Consider the following 23,869-nt stretch of genomic DNA (forward strand, 5'->3'; position numbering starts at 1 on the left):
ACCGGTCATCTCAGGAACGGCGGCTCTGTCGGTTGCGTGTTTAGTCGTCGGCAGGCGTCGCACGCGAGGTCATCTCGACAGGGGCGGCGTCGACGCCGAGTTCGTCGAGTGCCGCCTGCGCGGCGCGCTTGCCCGAGACGAGCATGGCACCGAAGGTCGGGCCCATGCGTGGCAGGCCGTAGGTCGTCGCCGTCGCCATGCCCGTGACGACGAGTCCATCGTGGACGAGACCGGTGTGCTCGACGACCGCGTCTTCACTCTGGCCAACCCACATGGAGTCGTGGCCGGGCGAGTCGTGGCCGGGTGCGCCGTAGGACTCGTCGCCGGTCTGGTCCATCCCTGCGGCGTCGGCCTCGGCGTCGCCGATTCCCGGCGCGTCGAGAACGCCACGCTCGTCGAGTTTCTTGATTGCCATCGCGTCGTGACCCGTCGCGTCGATAACGAGGTCTGCCTCGACGGCGATGGGGTCGACACAGGTGATTTCGCGGGGGAGCGCGTGCACCGGCGTCCAGTTCATCACGATACCGCCGACGCGGTGGTCCTCGCGGATGACGATATCGGTGAACTCGGTCATGTTCTGCATCTTCGCGCCGGCGTCACAGGCTGCCTTGATGAGTCCGGAACAGGCCTCGGGGCCGTTTGCCACGTAGAGTCCCTCGCTGTCCTGTGAGCGCTTGTAGTCGACATCGAGGTCTTCGAGTACCGTCTGGGCTGGGTCCCGAACGGTGACCTTGTTCATCAGGAACCCACCGAGCCAGAAGCCGCCGCCGAGGTAGTTGTTCTTCTCGACGACCATCGTCTGGACGCCCCGCTCGGACAGCTCTTTGGCTGCCATCAGCCCCGACGGGCCACCACCGACGATGATAACATCCGAATCCGAGAAATCCATGAACTCCTCGGTCCACTCCTGGCCGATTGCGCGTGTTACGTCTGCTTCGCCGACGTTGCTGAACTGATCGAACTCTTCCATAACACTAGGTTGTATTACCCAGTTGTTAATATGAGTTCTGCTTTCGGGACTGCATCGATGTGACTGCACACTGTTCGCAAAACGTCGTCTCATCTCGATGGCACGCCGCTGTCTACGGGGCGACGCCGATATCGGCGTCTTCGAATGTGAACTCGACGCCACTGTCCTCGGATTCTCTGACAGAAACAGTCCAGCCGTGGGCGTTGGCGATCTGCTGGACGATGTAGAGTCCGAGCCCGGTCCCGCCCTCGGCGCTGCTCACCCCGGGGTCGAATATTCCGTCGCGTCGGTCTTCGGGGATGCCAGTACCGTCGTCAGTGACAACGAAGCCGTCCTCGTGCGTGTCAATTCGTACCGTTACCGGCGGCTCGTTGTGCTCGACAGCGTTCCGAAAGAGGTTCTCGAATAGTTCCTGAACCTGACTTCTGTTCGCATGGAGGTTCGTGTTGGTAGGTATCTCCAGCGAGGAGTCACCGGTGTCGACGTTGTCCCAGGCGGCTCGTGCAGTCTGTGCAAGCGGTGTCGGTTCTGTCTCTGCGCTCGCGTAGCCGGCCTGTGAGATGGTGAGAAGGTCGTCGATGAGTTCTTCCATCCTGTCGAGTGCATCTTCGGCATCGTCGAGGTGCTCTGTGTCGTCTTCACCATCGGCGAGATTGATGTGCAGGCTCGCGATGTTGAGTGGGTTTCTGAGGTCGTGGCTCACGATGGAGGCGAACTCGTCGAGCCGCTGTTCGCGTCGATAGCGCTCGGTGACATCGCGCATGACGATCACCTGCCCGCGTTCAACGCCGTGGTGGTCGACGAGTTCCTCGGCAGCCGGCTCGAACACCCGTTCACGCTCGACTGTGCTGTCACCTCCCTGGAGGTGGATGACATCCCCGTTGGCTATCGCCGCTTCGAGTCCGGGAAAGAGGTCCTCGGCGTCTGTATTCCTGTCCTCGATATCGACGCCGATTGCGTCGGCCGCCGCGTTCGAGTAGAGGAGCCGGCTCTCCTGGCCGAAGACCAACACCGGGTCGGTGACGGTGTCGACGATTGCCTCCTTCGCCAGTGGAACAACGGCCAGAAACTCGTACCGGTAGATGGCGACCCAGATTGCCCCGCCGCCAAGCGCGTTGAAGATGATCCCGAGATCGACTCCCTCTCGTGGGACACCACCGACGAGAAAGACGATCGTCCCGGCCACGACGACGAAAAATGCGACGAATATCAGCACCGCCTGCTTGCGGTAGACGTTTGTCGCATCAAGGATGAACAGGCCGAGGATAGTGAACGTGGCGACGTAAAACCCGTATACGAAGACGAAATAGACAACGAGTCCGGGACCGAACGTCGGGATGACGAGGTTAATTCCCTGGAAGGACTCAATGGTGAGAGTGGTGTATGCCAGGTCCATCGGGTTCGTGATCCACAACACCATGGCCGCGCCGAACCCAACCCACAGGAACCGACGGACCGACGGCCGGGTCAACAGCTCGGACTGTGTGTACTCGGCGACGAAGACGATCGCTAGAATGGCGGTTAGTCCCGAAAACAGGAACCGAAGGGTGTACAACTCGGCGAGAGGGGCAGTCGATGGGGAGAGATAGACGCTCAACTCGCTGATTCCCCAGAGTGCACACCCGAGTTCGAGGTTTCGAAACTCGGTTGCGACCGGCACACTCGCGTTATACTCTCCGTAGACTGCAAGGCTGGCGACGAGAGCCGTCCCGACGGCGACGGCAGACACTAATAAAAGACCCCCTGTTCCCATCATACATCTATTGGAACCTCTATCGTATCTTATTTTCTTCGGTTTATTCTCGTGACTGATAATACCGTCGCCAAACCTGGCTCCCTCCGTACGACCGACGAAAACGCGTTACAGAACACGATTCCAACAGCTCGAATAGCTGGAGTGTCAGAGATTGAAACAAAAAACTAAACCGACTGTCATTTTCTGAACGCGAACTTGACTGTGGGTCAGCCCCGTTACTGCATCTGCGCCAGCGGCGTGTCGAGTCCCATCGCTTCGTCGGTCCGTGCCATGCTCTCTTCTTGGCTCGCCTCGCCGAGAACCGCACGGATGGCGTCGACGTTTTCGGGCACCACATCTGACTCCTGGTGAATCGCCTGGAACAGATAGAGGTCGTCTCCCTCCATCGAAATTGACTCGCCCCAGATGCAGTTCTCCCAGATGTCGGCACGCGGTCGCCCGGCGTCCTGTGCGAGTTCCTTGATAGCGCCGGCACCGTCAAGGCCGAGCCACTCGGGGATGACGAAGGTCCGGCGCTCGTCTTCGAGCAGGGACCGTACTTCGGCTGCGTCGGGCTCGGATTCGAGTGTGACGTTCACGCTGTGGGTGTGCATCAGCGTCGCCGGGACCTTCAACCCGAGCGTGTCGATGTTCAGGTCGGGGAAGATGGTGTTCACGTCCGGGCCGTGATGGGAGGGGAGGCTCACAGGGTTGGGGAGGATGTCGTTGATCGGACCCCGACCAGACTGGGCCGGGTCGCCGCCGCGACGGACAAGCGTCGTCCGGACCTTCTCGATGCCGTAGGCCTCCTGGAGCGGCGCGACCAGTCGGGAGAGGCCAGTCGTGTTACAGGAGACGACACGCACGAGGTCGTCGCCTTCGACGGTGTCGTAGTTCGAGCGGGCGTTGAAGCTCGCATCGACGGCGTCGGCGTCCTCTCCGCCCTGCAGGAGGGCGGGCGTGTCGTACTTGCGGTACATCTCGGCGTTGTCGGCACCGATGCCCGACGGACAGGCGTCGACGACGATGTCGCTTTCTTCGACGAGCTCTTCGACGTCGCCCGCGAGGTCGATGCCCGCCTCGGCGAACTGTGGCTTCCGGTCTTCGATTGCGGCGTACAGTTCGAAGTCCTTGTCGACGGCCGTCTGGGCCTCGAAGTTCGGCCGGGTCTTTGCCACCCCGACGACCTCCATATCGGGCTGGGCGCGAACGGCGTCTGCGACGCGTTTACCGATGGTTCCGTAGCCGTTGATGCCTACCTCTATCATTGTCTGATGATTCACGAGGTCGGTGTATATACCTCACGAAGGCTGTCTGTCGGCTCGGTGTTGACCATGCTCTCACTGCTTGGCGTCTTCGAGAAATGCTCGCGTCCGTCTGGCGAGGTCGTCGCGGAACGCGCTCATCTCTTCCTGAGAGAGTTGCCCGTGTGATTCGCGGTAGATACTCTCCAGCACGCGGTCGTAGAGTTGCTCGAAGGTTGGGTTCGTGATACCCGCCGCGACTCGCTCGAACCGCTCTGTCGTTGCGTACACATCTGCCAGCTCGCCTGCGGACAAGTCCGACGGTGACGGGTCGTTCTGTTCCAGAGCGGGATGACGACACTGAGCGCGCTGCCCGCGTTTGTTGCGGACGACGACGCCCGCTGCGGGGCCGTTGTACCAGGCCGACTCGGGGACTGTGTACGCCTCGGAGTCGAAATCACGGACCGGGAGTTCGCGCTCGACGGCGTTGACCGGGTCGAGGCCGACGCGCTCGAAGACCTGTTCGGTGGTGTCTGGCCCCAGAAATGACTCGTCGCTGGCCGACCAGATATCGAACCCTAAGAACGGAGGAAGCTGTTCCCAGTCGTAGTCGATTCGCTGGCGGTAGGTCGCCTCACCGAAGAAGACGATTGTCTCCACGTCGTCGACGGCGTCGCGCAGCGCCTGGCGGTCGAACTGTTCCTGGATGTAGCGGACGGCGTACTGGTAGTGCTCGGGAACGTCCGCGGCGTCGCTGTAGACACGGTTGCGGCCGCCAAAGCGCAGTCGGCCCGATTCCCGGAGCTGAAACCGGAGATGCCCGCCGTCGATTTTTTCGAGCAGCCACAGGTGTCCGCCGTCGAAGAGGCCCTGGGGTGCGTTCTCGATATCCGGAATCGGTGGGTACGTTTTCATCGACGTTAGCCCCTGTTCGGGGGGTCGGCTGAAAAACCCGCGGTCGACGGGTCACCACATTATATCAGGCGACACTCCAACCACACACTGCATGGACAGACTCGAACACCCCTCGATTCGATGGGGGATTGCCTTTGTTTTTCTCGGCGTCGAACTACTGTCGTTCCTCGCTGCTGACTTACCGTTGGTCGACCAGATTGTCGCTGTCGGTATCTCGGTTATCCTGTTCATACTCCTTCCATCGATACTGAAAGACGTCTCAGAGAAGGGGGCGGCACCAATCGAATCTACACAGCAACGGCGGGCCTCGTGGGTTGCAGGTGCTGTCGACAGGGCTGCTGTCGCATTGCGGATTGAGACGATTGCGCCGGTGGTCTCGTGGCTGACTGCTGCGTTTCTGGTCGCCGTCGCGGGTGGGACAGCAACCGAAGACACGTACGATATCGGTCTCAGAATGATCTCTGCGACAGGCATCTACCTGGCACTGGCAGCGTTTGCCGCACCACCGGTCCGTCGGTATCTACAGGGGAAGATTCCGGTGGCGCTCTCGCGTCCGGTCGTCGTCGCGGTTCTCACAGCTGGCGTCCTCGTGAATGAAGAACTCGTCGCGCCCTCGGTGGCGAGTTCGGCAGCACTGGTGACGCTCTGAACGAATATCTTGTGTCTGCACACGCCGCTACTGCTCGGATTTCGGTGATTCGAATCTCTCTCACGATTTGGCTCGCGAATTCCTCGCAGCAGAAATGCGCGGTCCGGGATTTGAACTCGATGGCGAATCTCACTGCGTTCGATTCGCGTAGTTCGAGTCCCTCTCACGCAGACATGCCTCTCACGTTCGTTCGAGACAGTATGCGCGGTCCGGGATTTGAACCCGATGCAAACCCTCGCTGTCGCTCGGGTTTCCGTGATTCAAATCCCTCGTGCGATTTTGCTGCTCACGGTTGCTCGCGACATGCGTTGCAGTCGCTCGCGAATTGCTCGCAGCAGAAATGCGCGGTCCGGGATTTGAACCCGGGCCATGAGCTTGGAAGGCTCAGGTCCTGCCACTAGACCAACCGCGCGCATTTGTCCGTATCAGTTCCACCTTTAAGGGAATTTCTGTTTGGCGGCGGGTCTCCGATCAGTGCATTGACGAGCGGGAAGACTCTTGACTCTCTGGAGCCAGTGCTCGACTATGGTACGACCGTATCGGGACGCCGACGCCGAGGACCTCTGGGAACTCAAACGCGGATTCGAGCGCGAACTCGGAACCTCGACGGGCGACGACGCGAAGGCTGAGACTTACGAAGGCAAACTCGACGACGACTACAGGACAGAGTATCTCGACTGGGTTGAGCAGTGTGTCACAGAACAGGAACGGGCCGTCCAGGTCAGCGAGCGCGACGGCAAACTCGCCGGCTACGTCTTCGTCCTCCCGGAGTCGCTGGCGTACATCTGGGATGCGGCGGTCCTCAACGAAATCTACGTCCGTCCCGAGTTCCGCGGAAGCGATGTCGCGGACGAACTGATGGAGGCGGCACTCGCGTTCGCCCGCGAGCAGTCGCTGCCCCTCGACAGGCTGGTGCTGGATGTCGATCAAAAAAACGAGCGAGCACAGCGCTTCTACGAGCGGTGGGGGTTCGAGAACTGGGGCGAGATGGTCGCACGGTCGGTGTAGTCTCGGGTGCCGGCCCGGAAGCTGAGCGGAATCTCGGGGGCAGGGTAGCCACTATGACTACTCACAGAGCGGCGAAACCAGTATCTGTGAGGCTACCCCCTCTGGTAGACTCACGTCCTTACAGCTCTCCTCAACGGTCACGACCACCATTCCGACCGGAGTGGTTTCAACGAGGCGAAGGTGCTCTGACGGCCCTAACCCAACCGATTCGAGATACGCAAGCACGTCGTCATCCTGTGTGAGTATTCGGACAACTTCCACACGTGTCGATGGCTTGACGTCGGCCAATGAGGTACCGTCCGTTGACTGAGGCATGTCGAGGTTACTGTCTGGAATCGGGTCCCCGTGTGGGTCAGTCTCTGGGACGTTCAGTGTCCGCTCGATTTCTCGACAGAGCCGGTCACTGAGGTGGTGCTCCAAGATGTCAGCCTCGGCGTCGACCTCACTAATCGCGTACCCGAATAGCTCTGAGAGCATCGTCTCGGCGAGTCGATGTTTGCGGATCACTCGCAGTGCAAGCCGCTCTCCGGTGGTCGTGAGACAGACTGGGCGATACCGCTCTCGGTCGATCAGCCCTCGCTCTGAGAGCGCGCCAAGCATACTCGTCACCGATGACCGTGTGACGCCGAGTCGATCCGCTATCTGCGAGTTTGGAACCCGGCCGTCGGCGTCCTGTTCGAGACGATACATACGACGGAGGTAATCTTCCATCTCCGGTGTAACCGCTGGCGATAACTCGGACGTGTCCGCGGTGTCAGAATCGACGGAATCCATATTTTCTTGCTGAAATCGGCGTATTCTTTTGAACGGTAGACACTACTGACCGCCCCCAGGCGGTCAGTCTCCACCCGTGTTGGTCTCGTTCACACTGATACTTCCCATCTCAGGAACCGCGTCTTCACCGAAGGCAGTCCAGAGCTTTCCGACGACAACGGCGACAACATAAATCGCGACCGCAACGAGGACGATGACACCGCCTGCCGTCGCTTCGCCGTAGTACGACACACCGATTCCGAGAATAACGGCGAGCTCGGCGAGCACGATCGAGACAAGTAATGACTCGTTGAAGCTCCGGGCGACCTGACTCGCGCCCGCGACGGGAACAACAAGCATAGCGGCGACGAGGATGACGCCCATGATCTGCATCGCGCCGACGACGACCATCGCTGTCAGCATCACCATAATACGATTGTACCAACTGACTGAGAGGCCCGAAACCTCCGCAGCGGTCTCATCGAAGGTGACGTACAGCAACTGGTTGCGTGTGAGCCCGACCACGCTGACAATAATCACGAACAGCGCCAGCAGTATCGCCGCACTGTCTTCTGAAACCGTCGACAGATTCCCGAAGAGGAACTGATTCACGCCGACAGCCAGCCCACCAGCGTTGATGCTAATCAGTGTCGTTCCTAACGCAAACCCAGTCGAGAGCACGATAGCCATCGAGACATCGTTGTAGGCGTCGGTCGCTTCCGATATGAGTTCGATGAACAGGGCTGCGATCATTGCAACAACAACCGCAGTCAGGTACGGGGAGACTCCCAAATCAAGGACCGAATTGAGGAACAATCCCACGGCAACACCAGCAAAGCCAGTGTGTGCGAGTGCATCACCAATCAGTGCCAGCTGTCGATGCACGAGGAATGTCCCAATCAGGGGAGCTATTACTCCGATACAGAGCCCCACCAGGAGCGCCCGGTGCATGAATCCATACTGGAGCAGTTCCAACCCAGTTGCCTGGGCCAGCCAGGATATAAGCCCTGACCAGACCTCCAGGACCCAGTACAGCGGCCCAAAGACAGGGTCTAACAACCCTGCCTGTAGCGGAGTCGTGGGGCGGTACGTCATCGGAAACCACCCAGCAGATTTGCTGTCGTCCCAAATGCGCGAGCCAGTGCGTCGCTCTCAACGAACTCGCTGGCTGGGCCGTCGAAATAGATCTCTCGATTGAGACAGATAACGCGTTCAGCATGTCTGGAGACCGCGCCTATGTCGTGCTCGATGAGTAGAATTGTAATTCCGTTGCCGTGTAACGACTCCAGAAGGTCGTAGAAAGCCTCGACTGCTTCCATATCCACACCGACGGTCGGTTCGTCGAGGACTAGAAGCTCGGCCTCGCTGGCGAGTGCGCGAGCGATGAACGCCCGCTGACGCTGGCCGCCGGAGAGCTGTGTCACACGCCGGTTAGCGAATGCTGTCATACCAACAGTGTCGAGCGCCTGGTCGACGATACGCCAGTCCTCATCGGAGAGTCGACCAAAGCCGACGTGTGGGAACCGGCCCATCTTCACAACCTCACGGACAGTGATGGGCATCTCTTTCGAGGCGCTGGCGTGCTGTGCGACGTACCCAATTCGGGAGCCGTCGTCGAACTGATGGGCGGGTTCGCCGAAGAGCGTGGCAATCCCGCTGTCCGGCTGGAGCAATCCCAATAGCAACTTCATCAACGTCGACTTTCCTGACCCGTTCGGACCGACGACTGCAGCGTACTCGCCGTGGTCGATCTTGAGTGAAATATCTTCGACGACCGGAGTTGACGTGTAGCCGAAGTTGACGTCGGCGAGTTGGATAATCTCGGTGTCGTTCGCTGCCGTCGGAGCTGTCGAATGCGATGTGTTCTGTGTACTCATTGTCCTTATTCAAAGTTCATCCACTCGTCGGACCAGTTGTCAGGGCCGACCGCGTCGGGTTGTTTGTTGCCGAGCACAACCTCGAACGTGGGCATATTGATATTGTATGCGATCTCCTCGTACCCCCAGTTGTTTTCGACCCAGTTCTCTCGAACCCCCGCGTACGGAGTGACAGGGAGGTATCCCTCGACCTGTGTCTCCGTAAGCAGTTGCTTTGCGGGTTTCCGTGATTCGAAAACACCGTTGGCGATATAGTTAATATCGTTCTCTTCGATAACTGCCTTCGCGTCGGCGATATCCGAGGGCTTGACGTCACCACTGGCTGCAAGGTTTGTAACGAGAGGCACCATCTCTGCGTCGTATTTGCTGCCGATGTACTGGAAGGCGTTGTGTGCCGCCAGTTGAACGACGTTCCGATCAGCTGCATCAAAGATGGTCTGGTAGTCCTGATCGATCTGTTCGAGCACGTCGGATTTGTAGGTCGTAGCGTTGTCTTGAACTGCACCCTCGTGCTCCGGAGCGAGCTTGGCAAGTCCATTGGCGATGTTGTCTACTGACTGCTTCGCGCGGTCTGGGTCGAGCCAGAAGTGTGGGTCCTTGCCCTGTTGTTTTCCGACGCCTTCCTCGTCAGCGTCAAGACTCGCCGCGAGATCGACCAACTCAATTCCTTCTCGCACGTTGATTCGTTGCGTGTCGACGTTATCATCTTTGAGTGTCTGGATCGCACGGTCGGCCCATGGTTGGAATCCTGGCCCGACGTGGAGAAACGCGTCTGCTTCGATGATATTTTTCGTGACGCTTGCGTTTGGCTCCCAGCCATGACCGTGCAACCCAGTCGGAATGAGATTGTTTACCTGAATTGGCGTCCCGTCGGCAATCTTTCGCGCGAAGTCATAAAAGCTGAAAAACGATGCAACTGCGACACGAGAGCCACCTCCGTCGCTTCCTTCGTCGTCTCCTGCTCCACTGACACATCCGGCAATGCCAGCGGTGAGTACCCCCGCCCCCGCAGTAATGGCTTCTCTGCGTGAGAATCTATTCTTCTTGGACTGTTTCGTGTCGTCTACCATCGACTAGTTGTGTCTATACAAAACATATAGTAGTTTCTATCAAAAACCAAGATTAGATATATCTAATCCTTTCTGACGCCCTTTGCGTTACGCGTTCGGTGCTCCCATACCAGGCTTGTGCTACACAGAATCTCCGTGAAAAAACGCCATCTGGCCCGCTGTAACGACACACAGCCGGCGCTGGGTGAGGTGCTGTTTCAGCACAATTGTTGCGGGCGGTCTCGACCACGGCAAAGCAAGTGGATATGTACAGTGAACCGTCACACTCTGTGATGGGGTCACGAGAGCACCCGGACCAATCACTGTCTGACTCTTCCGATCCGGTGTCTAGTAGGCCGCTTTTAGATTGGTTCGATACCAAAGTCTTGCCTCCAGGACAGGGCGAAGCTCAAAACACGTCATACCGTCGCGGCAACTCACCACGGAAAACTCCAGACCGCTCGAAACGTGCTCTTTGACGCAACTACTGGTCCTTGCAGACTTCGGAAGTACAACACCCTCCCCGTAGCAGTTGCCATCGGTACCAAACACAGCCCGATGGTTCTGTGGTACACAGTATGAACGGTGAAGCCACCTGTTCGCCGGATGTTTGAATCAACACTGCCTTGCCGGACTCGTCGGAGGTGGGTTTTAGTGGCCGTACAGAAAACGTGGTAGTATGACATCCGTTCAGAAAGACCTCGAAACCGCGTTCGAATCAGAAGGGTACGATGTCGCAGACGTGACCCGCAACCGGCGACAGGTCCGGGTCGAGATTCTCGACGACGAGGCAAGCGCCGAGAAACTCCGCGAGATTACCTACGATGTTGTCGACGAAGCGGACGTACTTGGACTGGATGTCTCGACCGAATCTGCCGAAGGTCGGGACGCGATGACGACCGTGGTCTCGCTTCGATACCGGAGCTAGCGCTCGATATCGAGCGTCTCGTAGACGAACGCCCACTTATCAAGCGTCTGTTCTATCTCAAGAGACGTCGGCGTTCCGGTACCGTGACCGGTCTCCTCGACGCTGTGATAACAAATCGGGTCCTCACCGGCCGTCGCCGCCTGCATCCGGGCAGTCATCTTCCGGGCGTGTGATGGGTGAACACGCGTGTCGCCGGCGGCGGTGGCAAACAGCGTCGCCGGATACGACCGCTGTGTGATGTTGTGGTACGGCGAGTACGAACGGAGCCACTCGAATGCCTCTTCGTCTTCGGGCGAGCCGTACTCCCCGGTCCAGGCCTCCCCGAGCAAGAACTTGTGAAAACGGAGCATATCGAGCAGCGGGACCGTACAGACGATGGCACCGAACAGCCCCGGGCGACGGGTGAGGGCCGCACCGACAGTCAGGCCGCCGTTGCTGCCGCCCCAGCCCGCGAGCCGGTCTGTGTTGGTGTAGCCGGCCGCGACGAGGTCCTCGGCGACCGCCTCGAAATCCTCGAAGGTGTGTTCTTTGTGTTCGCGAGCGCCCTGTTCGTGCCACTCCTCGCCGAACTCGGAGCCGCCGCGCAGACAGGCGAGCGCGAACACGCCGCCGTCAGCGAGAAACGGTAAGCGGTAGGGGTCGAGACTGGGCAACAGCGGAATCCGGAAGCCGCCGTATCCGTACAGCACCGTCGGCGCGTCGCCGTCCGGCTTGATGTCCGAGCGGTGGACAACGTAGACGGGGACGCTGGCGGCGTCGGTCGACTCGACCCAGCGGCGCTCGATTGTCAGATCAAGCTCCTCCTGTGGGTCGAGTTCCGCGGGCAGCGTCGGCGACTGGAGGACCGCCCAGTCGTCTGGGCCGTCTCCAGGGCCGACCGCAGCGCGGACGACGCCCGTCGGCCTGTCCAGTCCCTGGAGGAAGACGAACAGCTCGGCCGACTCGCGGTTGTTCCCCAGCCCGCCTCGGGGGATGCCGGCGAACTCCGGCAGCGAGAGCTCGTATCGCTCGGTACCGTCCGCGCTATGGACCGAAACCACCGAGCTGGCGTCGCGAATCCGATGAACAGCGAACCCGTCTCCGACAGGCGCGACCTGTTGCATCGTGTCTCCGGTCTCCGCGACGACGGTTTCGAAGTCTTCGATGCCCGAGACCTCGGTAATCGTTTCGGCGTCGTGACCGAGGACCCGGCCGCGTGGCGCGCCTGCGGTCGTGTGGACGTAGACCCGACCCTTGTGTAACACCGGCGTGAGCGGCGCGTCGAGTTCTGTCAGGACTGGCTCGAGTGAGCCGTCTTCGAGCGCGAACAGGTCGCTGTCGGCCCCGAGTTCGCCGACCGTCACGAGGACGACGCCCGACCCTGGACCGACCTGGACGGCCGGCCACCGCTCCGGGTCGAAATCAGCGGTGACAAGTCGGTCCTCGCCGTCGAGTTCGTGGTACCGGAGTTCCTTGTCGAGCTGTCCCCCTTCGGCGGCCGCGCCGGTCGCGCTGTAGTAGAACCCGCTCTCGTCCCAGGAGGCCCCGTTACAGCGGCCGACATCGTCGATTTCGTCGACGACCGCGCTGTCGTCGACATCGAGCACACGGAGGTCGTACTGCTCGGTCCCCGCGTCCATCAGCCCGTAGACGACGAGTGTTCCGTCCCAGTTGGGCTCGAACCACTGGAGTGAGACCGTCTCGTCGAGGTCGGTTGGGTCGACGAGCGTCCGGGGGTCGCCGTCCGGCTCGCTCCGAACGGTCAGGCGGGGCTGTTCGGCCTCGGCTGGCTCGATGCGCTGGAAGTACCGTCCGCCCCGGACCGTCGGCAGGAAGTAGCTTTCGTGCCAGCCCAACTCCTCGAAGGCCGGTTCAAGTGACTCGCGGCGGTCGGTCTGGATGACGCTGTCGGTGTACTCGTTTTGTTGTCGCTCCCAGTCGGCGACGCGGTCGTCGTCGCCTTCGAGCCAGCGATAGGGGTCCTCGAATGTCTCGCCGTGGAGGGTCTCAGTCACGGAGTCGCGCTCCGTTGTGGGGTGGTCTCTCATGGATACTGCTGGTGTGAGAAGGCTCTTTGCTGTTGTGGTGTCGAGGCGCTCTCGAGCTGTGAGAGCGGCGGTGTTCAGATAAGGATTGAAAGGCGAGGCGGAGCGTTTTTTGAGTGCCTATGTCCAAAAACATCCGCCTCAGCGGTAGTATCGACCAGATCGACTTAGAGTTTATTGAACGCGAAGCGACACCGCGATTTCTGATGAAGCTCAGTATTCAACTGCATATTGCTGGATTATCGCTTTCGAATACTGTTTCTATTCTCGAAATATTTGGTGTCGAACGTGCACGTTCTACAGTTCACAACTGGGTTCACAAGGCAGATCTACAGCCCGAAGACGGACAAAATCCGGATCACGTTGCGGTCGACGAAACCGTGATCCAGCTCAATGACGAGCAGTACTGGCTGTACGCCGCTGTCGATCCAGCAACGAACAAATTACTGCATACAAAGCTTGAACCAACGAGAACGAACGTTCTTTCTCACGCATTCTTTGCCGAACTTCGTGAGAAACACGACGTCGACGACGCGGTGTTTCTCATCGATGGCGCACCGCAACTGAAAGACGCCTGCTCTCGGCACGGCCTCGATTTCAGATACGAACGCCATGGAAATCGGAATAGCGTCGAACGTGTCTTTCGTGAGGTGAAACGACGAACATATTCGTTTTCAAACTGTTTCAGCAACGCCGAAGCAGACACAGCTGACGACTGGCTCAGATCATTTAGTTTCGCATGGAATCAGCTTATCTGAACACTACCGTGAGAGCCGAGGTAACTGTTTTATATAGGCTTGACGTACCAACATACATGAAAGAACGACTCATCGGCGCGTTCCGACGCGCACGGTACGCGGCAATCGGCGCAGCAATCGGTGCGTTTCTCGGCGGTCTCGTGAGCCGGAACGGCGCGAGTACCGGCGGAGCGACCGGCGCACTCATCGGCGCACTCGTCGGCGAGAAGCGCCACGATGTCAGCGGCTTCTTCGACAGCGTGGGCAGCGACGACGCAGAAGATGAGGAGGATGGCGAGAGGCGCCTCTCGAAGATACGGAACTCTGCGGCCGACGACGACTAATTGTCAGTCGGTCGACCAGACAGGTCGCGACAGCGGGTCGCAGATGAGCGAACTCCCAACTGCGGATACCTCGCCCGCAAGCGTCGGTTTGATAGTGGTGCTCACCAAGGAATAGCCAGTGGCAACAGAACGGAAAGGGATCGACATGACCACCGGGGCAATCGCCCCAAAGGTGCTGGCGTTGTCGTGGCCGCTGGTGTTGGGGAACCTCCTCCAGACGGCATACAACCTGGCCGACATCTTCTGGGTCGGGCGGGTCGGCTCAGATGCCGTCGCGGGCGTCTCGCTGATGTTTCCGCTGTCATGGATGTTCGTCTCGACGGCGGTCGGACTGACAGCAGCGACAATTGCGTTGGTCTCGCAGTACGTCGGCGCAGACGAGCGTCGTCAGGCCGACCACGTTGTCGCCCAGACGGTGCTGTTAGCGCTCGGTGTCTCGGCGGTGCTCACGTCGCTCGGGTTCGTCTTCCGTGGTGAGTTGCTGACGCTGATGGGTGCCGAGGGGGCGGTCTACGACGCGGCACTCGACTACATCGAGGTTATCTTCCTCACGCTCCCGCTCACGTTCCTGTTCTTTGCCTTCCGGGCTGCACTCCAGGGTGCCGGCGACACGAGGACTGCGATGTGGCTCGTCTTCATCTCTGCGGGCGTGAACGTGGTCATCGACCCGTTCTTCATCCTCGGCTGGGGACCGCTCCCGGCAATGGGGACCCGTGGCGCCGGCTGGGCGACCTTCCTCTCCCGGGCGCTGGCGGCTGGCACAGGTGTGTTCATCCTGCTCCGTGGGGGCTTCGGCGTGAAAATCTACCTCCGTGACCTCGTCCCGGACCCGACGCTGCTGAAGAAGCTCGTGGATGTCGGCTACCCGGCGACGCTCGACGGCTGGGCGCGCAGTTTCGCGTCGGTGGCGATGGCTGCCTTCGTCACCCCTTTCGGGACGGCCGCCATCGCCGCCTACGGCATCGGCATCCGGCTGATGTCGGTCACCTGGTCGGTCGCCGGCGCTGTCGGCCAGGCCGCCGCGACCGGCGTCGGTCAGAACCTCGGCGCGGACACGCCCGACCGAGCCAGCCGCGTGACGTGGGTCGCCACCGGCGGGACAATGGCGATGCTGTTTGTCGCCGGCGGCATCTGTGTGCTCATCCCGGAACTGCTAATCGGCCTGTTCGACGACAGCTCCGACACCGTTGCCGAGGGACGCACCTTCCTCTATGTCATTGCGCCGTTCTGGGGCTTTTTCGGCGGGACGATGGTCATCCAGGGCGGGTTCCGGGGCGCGGGCCAGACGAAAGTCGCGATGGCGCTGTCGATACTGGCTCGGTGGGTGTTTCGCATCCCCATCGCGCTCGCGCTGGCGTTTTCGTTTACGCTCACTATCCCGGTCGTCGACATCCAGCTCCGGGCGCTCGACCTCGGTGTTGTCGGCATCTGGGCCTCCTTTGCCGTCGGTGCCTTCGTCACGTTCCTGCTTGCTGCCTTCTGGTTCAGACTCGGCCGATGGGCAGACGGCGTTATCGACGACGAGGGCGGTGCCGGGGTCGACACCGAGGTTCCCGAAACGGAGACCGCAGACGCCGAGACGGGTAACGTCGACAGCTAGCGGTCGAAAGAAACTGCTTTCTGGCCCCACCGCTACCCGTTGGGTATGGAACTCGTCTCTGTCGCCGCGGTCGCAGCAAACGGCGTCATCGGTGACGGCCGGAGCCTTCCCTGGCCGAGCATCCCCGAAGACAGAGCCCAGTACAGAGACCGCGTCGCCAACGACCCGGTCATCCTCGGGCGCAAGACCTTCGAGTCGATGCGCGATGACCTGCCCGGCTCGGCACAGTTCGTGGTGAGCCGGAGCGAACGCAGTTTCGAGGCTGAGACGGCTGTCCGCGTCGGTGGCGTCGAGGAGACCATCGAGCGCGCCGAGGAATGCGACGCCGATACCGTCTACGTCCTCGGTGGCGGCGCAATCTACGCACTCTTTCAGCCCCACGTCGACCGGATGGCACTCAGCCGAGTCCACGGCGAGTACGACGGCGACAGCTACTATCCCGACTGGGACGAACAAGAGTGGGAGCTCGTCGAGGAGACGCCGTTCGAGCGGTTCACGCTCCGGGAGTGGATTCGCCGCGGAGCCGGCGAGTAACCGACGTGTTTTTTTGGGCGGTTATCCTCTGGTCTGACGTGTACAGTCTGAACGTTCCTGTTCCTGGCCAGGTTGCTAAACTTGCGGGAGAACTCGCCAGAGACTTGCCCGAGGCCTACCGCCGTCCCCGGGGCGAACACACGCTGGGTGTCAAGCGCCTCGTCGGCACCGACGAGCCCTACAGCCGCCTGGAGACGAAAGCGCGGGAGACGCTGACCGGCCAGCCAGGATTCGAGTGTCGGATCACTGGCATCGACTACTTCACCGACGTTCCGAAGGGAAGTTCGCCGGTCGTCTACCTCGCTGTCGAGTCGCCGGAGCTACACCGCCTCCACAAGCGGCTTGCGGCAGTGTTCGACCCCGTCGAGGGCGTCGAAACGCCGGAGTACTCGCCACACGTGACGATTGCTCGTGGTGGCTCACTCGACCGGGCAAAGCGAGTTGCCGACCGCGATATCGAGCAGATTACCTGGCGTGTCGAGGAACTAGTCTTCTGGGACGGCCAACACAACCAGCCCGTGAGCACCGTCTCGCTGCCGGCCTAGAGCGCCTCGTGTGCCTCGGCGAGCGTGAACTGTCCCTCGTAGAGCGCACTCCCGACGACCACCGCGTCGGCCCCGGCAGTCCTGAGCGAGCGGATATCCTCGATAGTCGCCACGCCGCCGCTGGCGATTACCGGGATATCGACGCCCTCGACCAGTCGCGCAACCGGCTCCGTCCGGACGCCCGCGAGCTGTCCCTCCACGTCGACATCGGTAAAGAGGATGCCGCCAGCGCCCAGTTCCTCGTAGCGCTGTGCGGCCTCGGCGGGGTCGATTCCGGTTCCCTCCGTCCAGCCGGAGACGACGACCTCGCCGTCTTTGGCATCGAGGCTGACGAGCACGCTTTCCGGATACTGCTCGCTAATCTCGGCGACGATATCCGGGTTCTCGACGGCAGCAGTCCCGAGGATGACGCGGTCGACGCCGCCGTCGAGTAGCGCTGTCGCGTCCGAGACGGTTCGAATACCGCCGCCAAGCTGGACCGGCAGGTCACACGCCTGGACGACCGCCTCGATTGCCGCGGCGTTCTCGCGGTCACCCTCGAAGGCACCGTCGAGGTCGACCAGATGGAGCGTCTCGGCTCCTGCATCGACCCACCCCGTCGCTGCCTCGACCGGGTCGCCGTAGGTCGTCTCTGTGCCTCGCTCGCCGCCGACGAGCTGGACGACCTGCTCGTCCTGTATGTCGACTGCCGGAATCACCTCGAACTCGGGAAACATAGCTGGGGGTGAGTCACCAGGAGACGAAAGGGTGTTGGTGTCCGGTCAGTTCGTCTCTGCGACTTCTGCAGCGAGCGCTTCGACTTTGCGGTCGAGGTCGTCGATTGCGTTGCTGTGTCGGGTAACTTCGTCGACAACGGCGTCGGCTTCGGTGGTGAGATCCTCTGCGGACGTGACCGATTCGTCGAGCATACTCGCGACCTCCTCTGTCGAGGCGGCCTGCTCGTCGGTTGCTGTCGCGACTTCGGCGATACCGTCGGAGACCTCTTCGACGACGCTGTGGATGTCTTCGAGAATCTCGACAGATTCCTCGACGTTCTCAATGCCCTCCTCGACGCGTTCGTTGTTGCGGTCGAGACTGTCGACGGCGACGGCCGTGTCGTCCTGTATCTGCGCAATCATGTCCTCGATGCGCCCGGCCTGGTCCTGGGACTCCTCCGCAAGTGACTTGACCTCTTCGGCGACGACCGCGAATCCTTCGCCAGCTTCGCCGGCTCGGGCGGCCTCGATCGAGGCGTTCAGTGCCAGCATGTTCGTCTGGTCGGCGATATCGTTGATGACGTCGACGATTTCGTCGATTTCCTCGACCTGCTGTTGGATTGTTTTCACGTTCTCGGCAACCTCGTCGGCGGCCGCGCTCACGTCTTCCATCGAGTCGCTCACCTCGGTGGCCGTTTCCTGGCCCTCCTGTGCGAGTTCGCGAGCTTCGGAGGCTGCTGAAGACACTTCTTCGGATGACGAGGCAATCTCCTCGACCGACGCCGAGAGGTTCGAGACCTCCTCGGCGACCTGCTTGATTCCCTCGGATTGTTCCGCTGTCCCATCACGAATCTCCGCGATGTGTGCGGCGATGTCTTCGGCCGAATCCTGTAGGTCTGCAAGCGACAGCTGTACCTCATCAGCCGCCTCGTAGGGGTGCCCGCCGTCAGTCGCGACGCGCTGTTCGGTGTTAGTCTGCTCTCCGGGTGTCTGCCCGTCGTTCATTGTATGTTATAGATACCGGCCACTGCCATAAACGTGTTACTCAACGGTCCTAGCTGGCGTCGGGAGTCAGTCGTCGGCGGCTGCTGTTCCGGAACGCTTGCTGGTCTGTGGGCTAGTCTCTTCGGCCGCAGCCGCGACTGCTTCGGCGACCTCTCGTGCCTCTCGGACGCGGCTTGGAATCCCCATCCTGGCGGTGTAGTTCGTCGCCATCGTCACGTCGGCAGGCAGCTCCAAGTCCTCCAGCAGCCACCAAGAGTTGTCCCAGGCGGGGAACCCGGGGTCGAGGCGCTCGATCGTAATGACCGACGCCGGGACGCCGACGGCCTCCTCGAACTCGTTGCAGGCGATTTCGCCGAGGCGCTCGTCTGACTCGTCGAGAATATTCGGGTCGTGCATCCCACCGAGGAAGGCGGTCTGAACGCCTTCACGGCCGAACATCTGGTCGTTCCAGGAGACACCGAGCGTGTGTACGTCCTCGCCGTAGCCCACCTGGTACCCCTTCCCGGTGTGGTCGTGGTCGGCCGAGAGAAACGCCATCGCCAGCTCGTTGTACCGCAGCTCGTCGAGGTCGTCGACGCCGTCGCCAAGCCCAGAGAGCAGGTTGCCAGCGGCCATAGCCGGGGTCGTCACGACGAGATGGTCGACCACGTACCTGTCGTCGGGCGTCGTGAGGCGGTAGGGACCGCCCTCCTCCCCGGGGGCGACAACGTCACTGTCGAGTGGGTCGATTCCGGTGACGGGCGTCTCCAGCTCCACGCGGTCGCTGTAGGTCTCGGCGAGCGCACGCGGAAGCCGCTGATTCCCGCCCTCGAAGGAGACGGGCGGCGCGGTGTGGCCGTTGCCGACTCGCTGTCGAAACGCTTGGAGCAGACTGCCGGCCTCCTGTTCGCGCTGTAACAGCCCCTCGAGCGCGAATGCGGCAGGCATCTCCATCGGGTCCGAGCCGTAGATACCGCCGTACAGCGGCCCGATGAACTTTTCGTAGGCCTCGCGGCCGAACTTGCGGACGAACAGCTCGCCCGCGGTCTCCTCGGGGCGTCCCTCGCGGGTGAGGGGTTCGGTTGCCATCCGGAGTTTGCCCCGCCAGGAGAGCAGGTCCGTCCCGAAAAACGCCGACACCGACAGGGGAGCGCGGCCGAGGTCGCCGTCTGCGTAGACGTAGAGTTCCTCCTCTTTGGCTTCGATGAACGCATCACCGACGCCGGCAACCTCAGCGAGGTCTGCTACACCGGGCGTCTTGCGCATCCGCTGTGGACCGACCTCGAGGATGTGGCCGTCGACCTCGCGGGAGTCGATGACACCACCCGGCTCGTCGCTCGCCTCCAGCGTGACGCTGTCGACGCCACGCTCGGCGAGGTGGTGGGTGAGCGCCAGCCCGGTGATGCCCGCGCCCACGATACCGACGGTGTGTCGTGTTTCTGTCATTGTTCCTCAGTCGCTTCGTGGCGCGTTCAGACACATCGTCCCTGGCTCGTCCCGGCACTGACACTGCCGGAACTGGTAGTACTCCGGCTCGAAGTCCGCGAGGAACGGCTCGACCAGGTCAGCGAACAAGTCTCCGAGTCGCTCGTCGTCGTGTGGGATGGGGACTCGGTGGAACTCTTGGTCCGCGCCGATTGCGTCCTCTTCGAGTTCGATGTCGAGCTCCGAGAGGGTCTCACTCTGCTCGTGCAGGAAGCTGACGGGGTCGACGACGACACGGTCGTGGTCCAGCTCTTCGACGAGGTCCTCGGTTTCTGGCTCGGTCCAGGCGATGTCGCGGTTGCCGTGGTTCTGGTAGCCCAGGTGGTAGTCCTCGATGCCGACCATCGAGGCGATCGTCTCACAGAACTCCTCGACGTAGATGTCGTAGCGGCTTCCCTCGTCGAGGTAGTGTGCCGGGGTGCCGTGGGCCGAGAAGACAAACGCCGTCTCGTCGTCGTTGGGGTCGATGTCGTTGTTGGCCAGAAACGAGGAGACGGCATCGGCACGAACACGGTTGTAGGTGGGGTGTTTGTGCCAGCCGGTGATACCACGCACATCGATATCGACGCCCTGCTCCTCGACGGCGTCTTCGAGTTCGTCGAGCGCGAGGACGTTCGTCGACGCACCACACAAGGGATAGACAGGGAGGCCAACGAGCGTGTCGACGCCGTCCTCGTCGGCGGCCTCGACAGCGTCCTCGATGAACGGCTCGGTGTACTGCATCCCGTTGTACGTGGTCACGTCGTACCCTCTGTCTTCGAGGACGGATTCGAGGAACTCACTCTGTGTAACGGCCTGCTCGTTGAGCGGCGACCCCCCGATTTCCTTGTACTCCTCCATCAACCCCGGGGCGCGTCGCTTCGCGAGCTGGCGGGCGCGCTCCCGTGCCTCCTCCTCGGTGTCCGCCTCCTCGAGGTCCGCGTTTGCGAAGAAGATGCGTTCGAGATAATCGACGACGCGGTCCCGTTCTGGCTCTCCGGGTTCACCGAAGTTCAGCAGGACAATACCGGTATCCATACCCGTGGCTTGGACTAAACTAAGGTAGTTCTGTCGCTTGTTCCCGCCTGCTGGAAGCCGCTCTCCCCGGATATGCTCTGCACGAATCTCCCCCATATCAGAGATTAGTTATGAGCATGGGTAATTATTTAACTATTCTCGTTGTATGTTGCTGTGTGATGGCTGCCAGCAATCAGACAGTCGCGGTCGACCACCCGACGGTTGTGCCAGAGAACTTCGAGCCCGAGGCCGAGCACTGTCCCGTCTGTGAATCGTCTCCCTGTGAGTGTCGATGAGACCAACCTTCTTGTAGGCGACACCTGAAACGGTGGTATGGGACTGTTCGACCGGCTTCGTGGCGACGACCGTCCCCGTGTTGCAGTTATCGGCATCGACGGAGTGCCCTACAGTCTGTTATCGAGTCACTTCGACGAGTTCGAACACCTCGGTGCACTCGCTCAGGAGGGAACGGCAGGCACAATCGACAGCATTGTGCCGCCGGACTCGAACGCGTGCTGGCCGGCGCTGACGACCGGCCGGAATCCAGGCGAAACCGGCGTCTACGGCGCGACCGACAGAGAAGTCGACACGTACGACACGTACATCCCGATGGGCAGAGAGGTGCAGGCAAAGCGGGTCTGGGGACGTGTCCACGACGCCGGCCGGCAGGCAACCGTGATGAACGTCCCCGTGACGTTCCCGCCCGAACGCGGTGTCCAGCGGATGGTTTCGGGCTTTCTCTCGCCCGACCTCGACAAGGCCGCCTATCCCAACGAGCTTCGGGAATACCTGACTGACATCGGCTACCGCATCGACACCGACGCCGGGCTGGGCCACCAGGACGACAAGACGGCGTTTCTGGACGACGCCCACGAGACCCTCGACAAGCGCTTCGAAGCGTTCAAGCGCTACGTCGAACTCGACGACTGGGACCTCTTCTGGGGCGTGTTCATGACAACCGATCGGGTCAACCACTTCCTGTTTCGCGAGTACGAAGAGGGCGGCGAGTCCGCCGAGACATTCATGGAGTTCTACCGCAAGCTCGACCGCTACATCGGCGAACTACGCGCGGCGTTGCCCGACGACGTGACCCTCGTCGTCGTCTCGGACCACGGCTTCACGACCATCGACTACGAGGTCAACTGCAACGAGTTCCTCGCCCGGGAGGGCTGGCTCGACTACGAGACCGACCAGCCGACGGCGCTGGCGGATATCGCCAACTCGGCGCGGGCGTACTCCTTTGTTCCCGGCCGGTTCTACCTCAACCTAGAGGGACGCGAGCCGCGTGGCTGTGTCCCCGAAGACGAGTACGAATCGACCAGAGCGGAGCTGAAGGCGGCATTAACGGAGCTGACCGGGCCGGACGGCAATCCGGTCGTCCAGCGCGTCGAGACCGCAGAGGGGGCCTTTCGCGGGAGCCACGACGACATCGCCCCCGACCTGGTGGCGATTCCACACGACGGCTTCGACCTGAAGGCGTCGTTCAACGGAACGACGGAGGTCTTCACGACGACACACAGAAACGGCATGCACACCTTCGACGATGCCTCGCTATTCATCGATCACTCCGAGGCCAATATCCAGGATGCTGACCTCTACGATATCGCACCGACGGTGCTGACGCTGCTCGGTGTGGAATACGACCGCGGCGAGTTCGACGGTGCGACACTGATCAAGTAGTCAAAACAGGTCGTCGAGCTCATCGTTTTCGAACTCTTCGGTCGGGTCACGCTCCTCTGCGGCCTCGTGTGCCTCCCGGGCGCGTTCCATGAACTCCTCGATGCGCTGGGAGCGCTCGACGCCGCCGAGCAGGACAAGCGAGGCAAGCCGGTCGCTGTCGAGCGGAAAGTCGCCGCCCCGGACCTGTAGCGAGCCGGTCTCCTCTTCGAGCCACTTGCGGGCGCGTTCGACACCCTTCCGCGGAATGCGGTCCGGGTCACCGGCGACGACCAGCAGTGCAGCCTCGGCGTCGACGGCGTTCGGAAGACTCATCCCGGTAAACAGGGACTTCCGGGTGAGGCTTGTGACCGTGTTCACGTTGTCACCAGGGTCGGCCGCCGCCTCGGCGCTCGCGTACCCGAGCGAGGCGATACCGCCGTCCCGGAGCGTGTTGATGATCTCCGAGGAGTCGACGACACTCTCGCCGACGCCCTCGACGGCCTCGCCGGAGGCGAGCAGGAGGCCCACGCGCTGGGCAATCTGGTCGTTGATGTGGTCGAACCCCTCTTCGAGAGTCTCCTCGCTGGTCCGCCAGGCGTCGTTGTCGATGAGGAGAGATGCATCGGACTCGCGGATGACGGTCTTCAGTGACCGGCCGGCGTTGGCCTGGTAGAGGGCACCTTCGTCTCGGCCGGGAAGGATGCCGAGCACATAGATAGGAACATTGTACACGCGTCGGAGCTCACGGGCAAGCGCGGGCGCACCACCGCTGCCGGTGCCGCCGCCGAGACCGGCGACGATGACGACCGCTTCGGCACTCGTCGAGATACGGCCGTCGAGCGCGTCCATCACCTCCGTGGACTCCTCCTGCATAATCTCTGCGGCGAGTTCGTTGTCGCCGCCGACGCCGTGGCCTTTCACTCGATCCTGGCCGATGAGCATCGTGTCGATACTGAGGGATTGTAAATCTGCCTTCGCAGTGTTGACGCCGAACGCACCCTGCACTGCACCAAATCCCATATCGTGGTCGAACTCTGCCAGGACCTGTGTCACCTTCCCACCAGCCTGGCCGACCCCAATCAGGACGACTTGCATGTGGTCTTGTTTTCACTACCCCACCATGTAACTGTTGCTGACT

At 61.3% G+C, this 23,869-nt stretch carries 23 protein-coding genes and 1 tRNA gene; 9 read left to right on the forward strand and 15 right to left on the reverse strand.

Features of this window, described 5'->3' with window-relative positions:
- Nucleotides 1–40: 40 nt before the first annotated feature.
- The 4 genes from OSC37_RS11510 to OSC37_RS11525 form a co-directional block, all read right to left on the reverse strand.
- Nucleotides 41–970: a sulfide-dependent adenosine diphosphate thiazole synthase gene (locus OSC37_RS11510; RefSeq protein WP_267161592.1), complete on the reverse strand. Its 930-nt coding sequence runs from the start codon at nt 968–970 to the stop codon at nt 41–43.
- Nucleotides 971–1,082: 112 nt separating this feature from the next.
- Nucleotides 1,083–2,699 (reverse strand): sensor histidine kinase, encoded by a 1,617-nt coding sequence (locus OSC37_RS11515; RefSeq protein ID WP_267161593.1) that lies wholly within the window; start codon nt 2,697–2,699, stop codon nt 1,083–1,085.
- 242 nt (nt 2,700–2,941) lie between these two features.
- Nucleotides 2,942–3,973, reverse strand: a complete 1,032-nt coding sequence (locus tag OSC37_RS11520) for a type II glyceraldehyde-3-phosphate dehydrogenase (protein WP_267161594.1) — start codon at nt 3,971–3,973, stop codon at nt 2,942–2,944.
- Between the two features lie 72 nt (nt 3,974–4,045).
- Entirely contained in the window at nt 4,046–4,864 is an 819-nt protein-coding gene (locus OSC37_RS11525) for an RNA ligase family protein (RefSeq protein ID WP_267161595.1), read from the reverse strand.
- A gap of 91 nt (nt 4,865–4,955) precedes the next feature.
- Here OSC37_RS11525 and OSC37_RS11530 point away from each other — a divergent pair, with 91 nt between their 5' ends.
- Nucleotides 4,956–5,513: a hypothetical protein gene (locus tag OSC37_RS11530; RefSeq protein ID WP_267161596.1), complete on the forward strand. Its 558-nt coding sequence runs from the start codon at nt 4,956–4,958 to the stop codon at nt 5,511–5,513.
- 341 nt (nt 5,514–5,854) lie between these two features.
- Here OSC37_RS11530 and OSC37_RS11535 read toward each other — a convergent pair.
- Nucleotides 5,855–5,925 (reverse strand) — tRNA-Gly (locus tag OSC37_RS11535).
- A 113-nt stretch (nt 5,926–6,038) separates the two neighbouring features.
- Here OSC37_RS11535 and OSC37_RS11540 point away from each other — a divergent pair.
- Nucleotides 6,039–6,521 (forward strand): GNAT family N-acetyltransferase, encoded by a 483-nt coding sequence (locus OSC37_RS11540; RefSeq protein ID WP_267161597.1) that lies wholly within the window; start codon nt 6,039–6,041, stop codon nt 6,519–6,521.
- A gap of 57 nt (nt 6,522–6,578) precedes the next feature.
- Here OSC37_RS11540 and OSC37_RS11545 read toward each other — a convergent pair whose 3' ends face one another.
- From OSC37_RS11545 to OSC37_RS11560, 4 genes are all read right to left on the reverse strand, one after another.
- Complete coding sequence (locus OSC37_RS11545) at nt 6,579–7,295, reverse strand: metal-dependent transcriptional regulator (protein ID WP_267161598.1); 717 nt, start codon at nt 7,293–7,295, stop codon at nt 6,579–6,581.
- Nucleotides 7,296–7,358: 63 nt separating this feature from the next.
- On the reverse strand, nt 7,359–8,369 hold the full coding sequence (locus tag OSC37_RS11550; RefSeq protein WP_267161599.1) for a metal ABC transporter permease: 1,011 nt from the start codon (nt 8,367–8,369) through the stop codon (nt 7,359–7,361).
- A complete protein-coding gene (locus OSC37_RS11555; protein ID WP_267161600.1) occupies nt 8,366–9,151 on the reverse strand; it encodes a metal ABC transporter ATP-binding protein in 786 nt (261 codons plus the stop codon). The genes OSC37_RS11550 and OSC37_RS11555 overlap by 4 nt, the downstream gene beginning before the upstream one ends.
- Before the next feature lie 5 nt (nt 9,152–9,156).
- The gene (locus tag OSC37_RS11560; protein ID WP_267161601.1) at nt 9,157–10,221 is read right to left on the reverse strand and encodes a metal ABC transporter substrate-binding protein; all 1,065 of its coding nucleotides are present in this window, start codon (nt 10,219–10,221) and stop codon (nt 9,157–9,159) included.
- A gap of 658 nt (nt 10,222–10,879) precedes the next feature.
- Between OSC37_RS11560 and OSC37_RS11565 the strand changes: the two genes are divergently transcribed.
- Nucleotides 10,880–11,128, forward strand: coding sequence for a hypothetical protein (locus tag OSC37_RS11565; protein ID WP_267161602.1), 249 nt, complete (start codon nt 10,880–10,882; stop codon nt 11,126–11,128).
- Here the strand turns inward: OSC37_RS11565 and OSC37_RS11570 are convergent.
- Nucleotides 11,125–13,155: a prolyl oligopeptidase family serine peptidase gene (locus tag OSC37_RS11570; RefSeq protein ID WP_267161603.1), complete on the reverse strand. Its 2,031-nt coding sequence runs from the start codon at nt 13,153–13,155 to the stop codon at nt 11,125–11,127. The two genes, OSC37_RS11565 and OSC37_RS11570, sit on opposite strands and share 4 nt — an antisense overlap.
- 119 nt (nt 13,156–13,274) lie before the next feature.
- On the opposite strand from OSC37_RS11570, the gene OSC37_RS11575 reads away from it, so the two are divergent.
- From OSC37_RS11575 to OSC37_RS11595, 5 genes are all read left to right on the forward strand, one after another.
- The gene (locus tag OSC37_RS11575) at nt 13,275–13,910 is read left to right on the forward strand and encodes an IS6 family transposase (protein WP_267161604.1); all 636 of its coding nucleotides are present in this window, start codon (nt 13,275–13,277) and stop codon (nt 13,908–13,910) included.
- A 56-nt stretch (nt 13,911–13,966) separates the two neighbouring features.
- Nucleotides 13,967–14,233: a glycine zipper 2TM domain-containing protein gene (locus tag OSC37_RS11580; protein WP_267161605.1), complete on the forward strand. Its 267-nt coding sequence runs from the start codon at nt 13,967–13,969 to the stop codon at nt 14,231–14,233.
- 145 nt (nt 14,234–14,378) lie between these two features.
- Nucleotides 14,379–15,833: an MATE family efflux transporter gene (locus tag OSC37_RS11585; protein ID WP_368409587.1), complete on the forward strand. Its 1,455-nt coding sequence runs from the start codon at nt 14,379–14,381 to the stop codon at nt 15,831–15,833.
- A 45-nt stretch (nt 15,834–15,878) separates the two neighbouring features.
- Nucleotides 15,879–16,367: a dihydrofolate reductase gene (locus OSC37_RS11590; protein WP_267161607.1), complete on the forward strand. Its 489-nt coding sequence runs from the start codon at nt 15,879–15,881 to the stop codon at nt 16,365–16,367.
- A gap of 38 nt (nt 16,368–16,405) precedes the next feature.
- Nucleotides 16,406–16,912, forward strand: a complete 507-nt coding sequence (locus OSC37_RS11595) for a 2'-5' RNA ligase family protein (protein WP_267161608.1) — start codon at nt 16,406–16,408, stop codon at nt 16,910–16,912.
- Here the strand turns inward: OSC37_RS11595 and hisA are convergent.
- From hisA to hemH, 4 genes are all read right to left on the reverse strand, one after another.
- Complete coding sequence (hisA, locus tag OSC37_RS11600) at nt 16,909–17,628, reverse strand: 1-(5-phosphoribosyl)-5-[(5-phosphoribosylamino)methylideneamino]imidazole-4-carboxamide isomerase (RefSeq protein ID WP_267161609.1); 720 nt, start codon at nt 17,626–17,628, stop codon at nt 16,909–16,911. The two genes, OSC37_RS11595 and hisA, sit on opposite strands and share 4 nt — an antisense overlap.
- Nucleotides 17,629–17,673: 45 nt before the next feature.
- Nucleotides 17,674–18,612 carry a methyl-accepting chemotaxis protein gene (locus tag OSC37_RS11605; RefSeq protein ID WP_267161610.1) on the reverse strand — a complete coding sequence of 313 codons (939 nt, stop codon included), beginning with the start codon at nt 18,610–18,612 and terminating at the stop codon, nt 17,674–17,676.
- A gap of 66 nt (nt 18,613–18,678) precedes the next feature.
- Nucleotides 18,679–20,037, reverse strand: coding sequence for a protoporphyrinogen oxidase (gene hemG / locus OSC37_RS11610; protein ID WP_267161611.1), 1,359 nt, complete (start codon nt 20,035–20,037; stop codon nt 18,679–18,681).
- Nucleotides 20,038–20,043: 6 nt separating this feature from the next.
- Nucleotides 20,044–21,093 carry a ferrochelatase gene (hemH, locus tag OSC37_RS11615; RefSeq protein WP_368409588.1) on the reverse strand — a complete coding sequence of 350 codons (1,050 nt, stop codon included), beginning with the start codon at nt 21,091–21,093 and terminating at the stop codon, nt 20,044–20,046.
- A 312-nt stretch (nt 21,094–21,405) separates the two neighbouring features.
- Between hemH and OSC37_RS11620 the strand changes: the two genes are divergently transcribed.
- Nucleotides 21,406–22,752: an alkaline phosphatase family protein gene (locus OSC37_RS11620; protein WP_267161613.1), complete on the forward strand. Its 1,347-nt coding sequence runs from the start codon at nt 21,406–21,408 to the stop codon at nt 22,750–22,752.
- Here the strand turns inward: OSC37_RS11620 and OSC37_RS11625 are convergent, their stop codons facing one another.
- Nucleotides 22,753–23,826, reverse strand: coding sequence for a tubulin/FtsZ family protein (locus tag OSC37_RS11625; RefSeq protein ID WP_267161614.1), 1,074 nt, complete (start codon nt 23,824–23,826; stop codon nt 22,753–22,755).
- Between the last annotated feature and the right edge of the window lie 43 nt (nt 23,827–23,869).

This window comes from Halovenus salina (genome assembly GCF_026410925.1).
GTDB classification, from domain to species: domain Archaea; phylum Halobacteriota; class Halobacteria; order Halobacteriales; family Haloarculaceae; genus Halovenus; species Halovenus salina.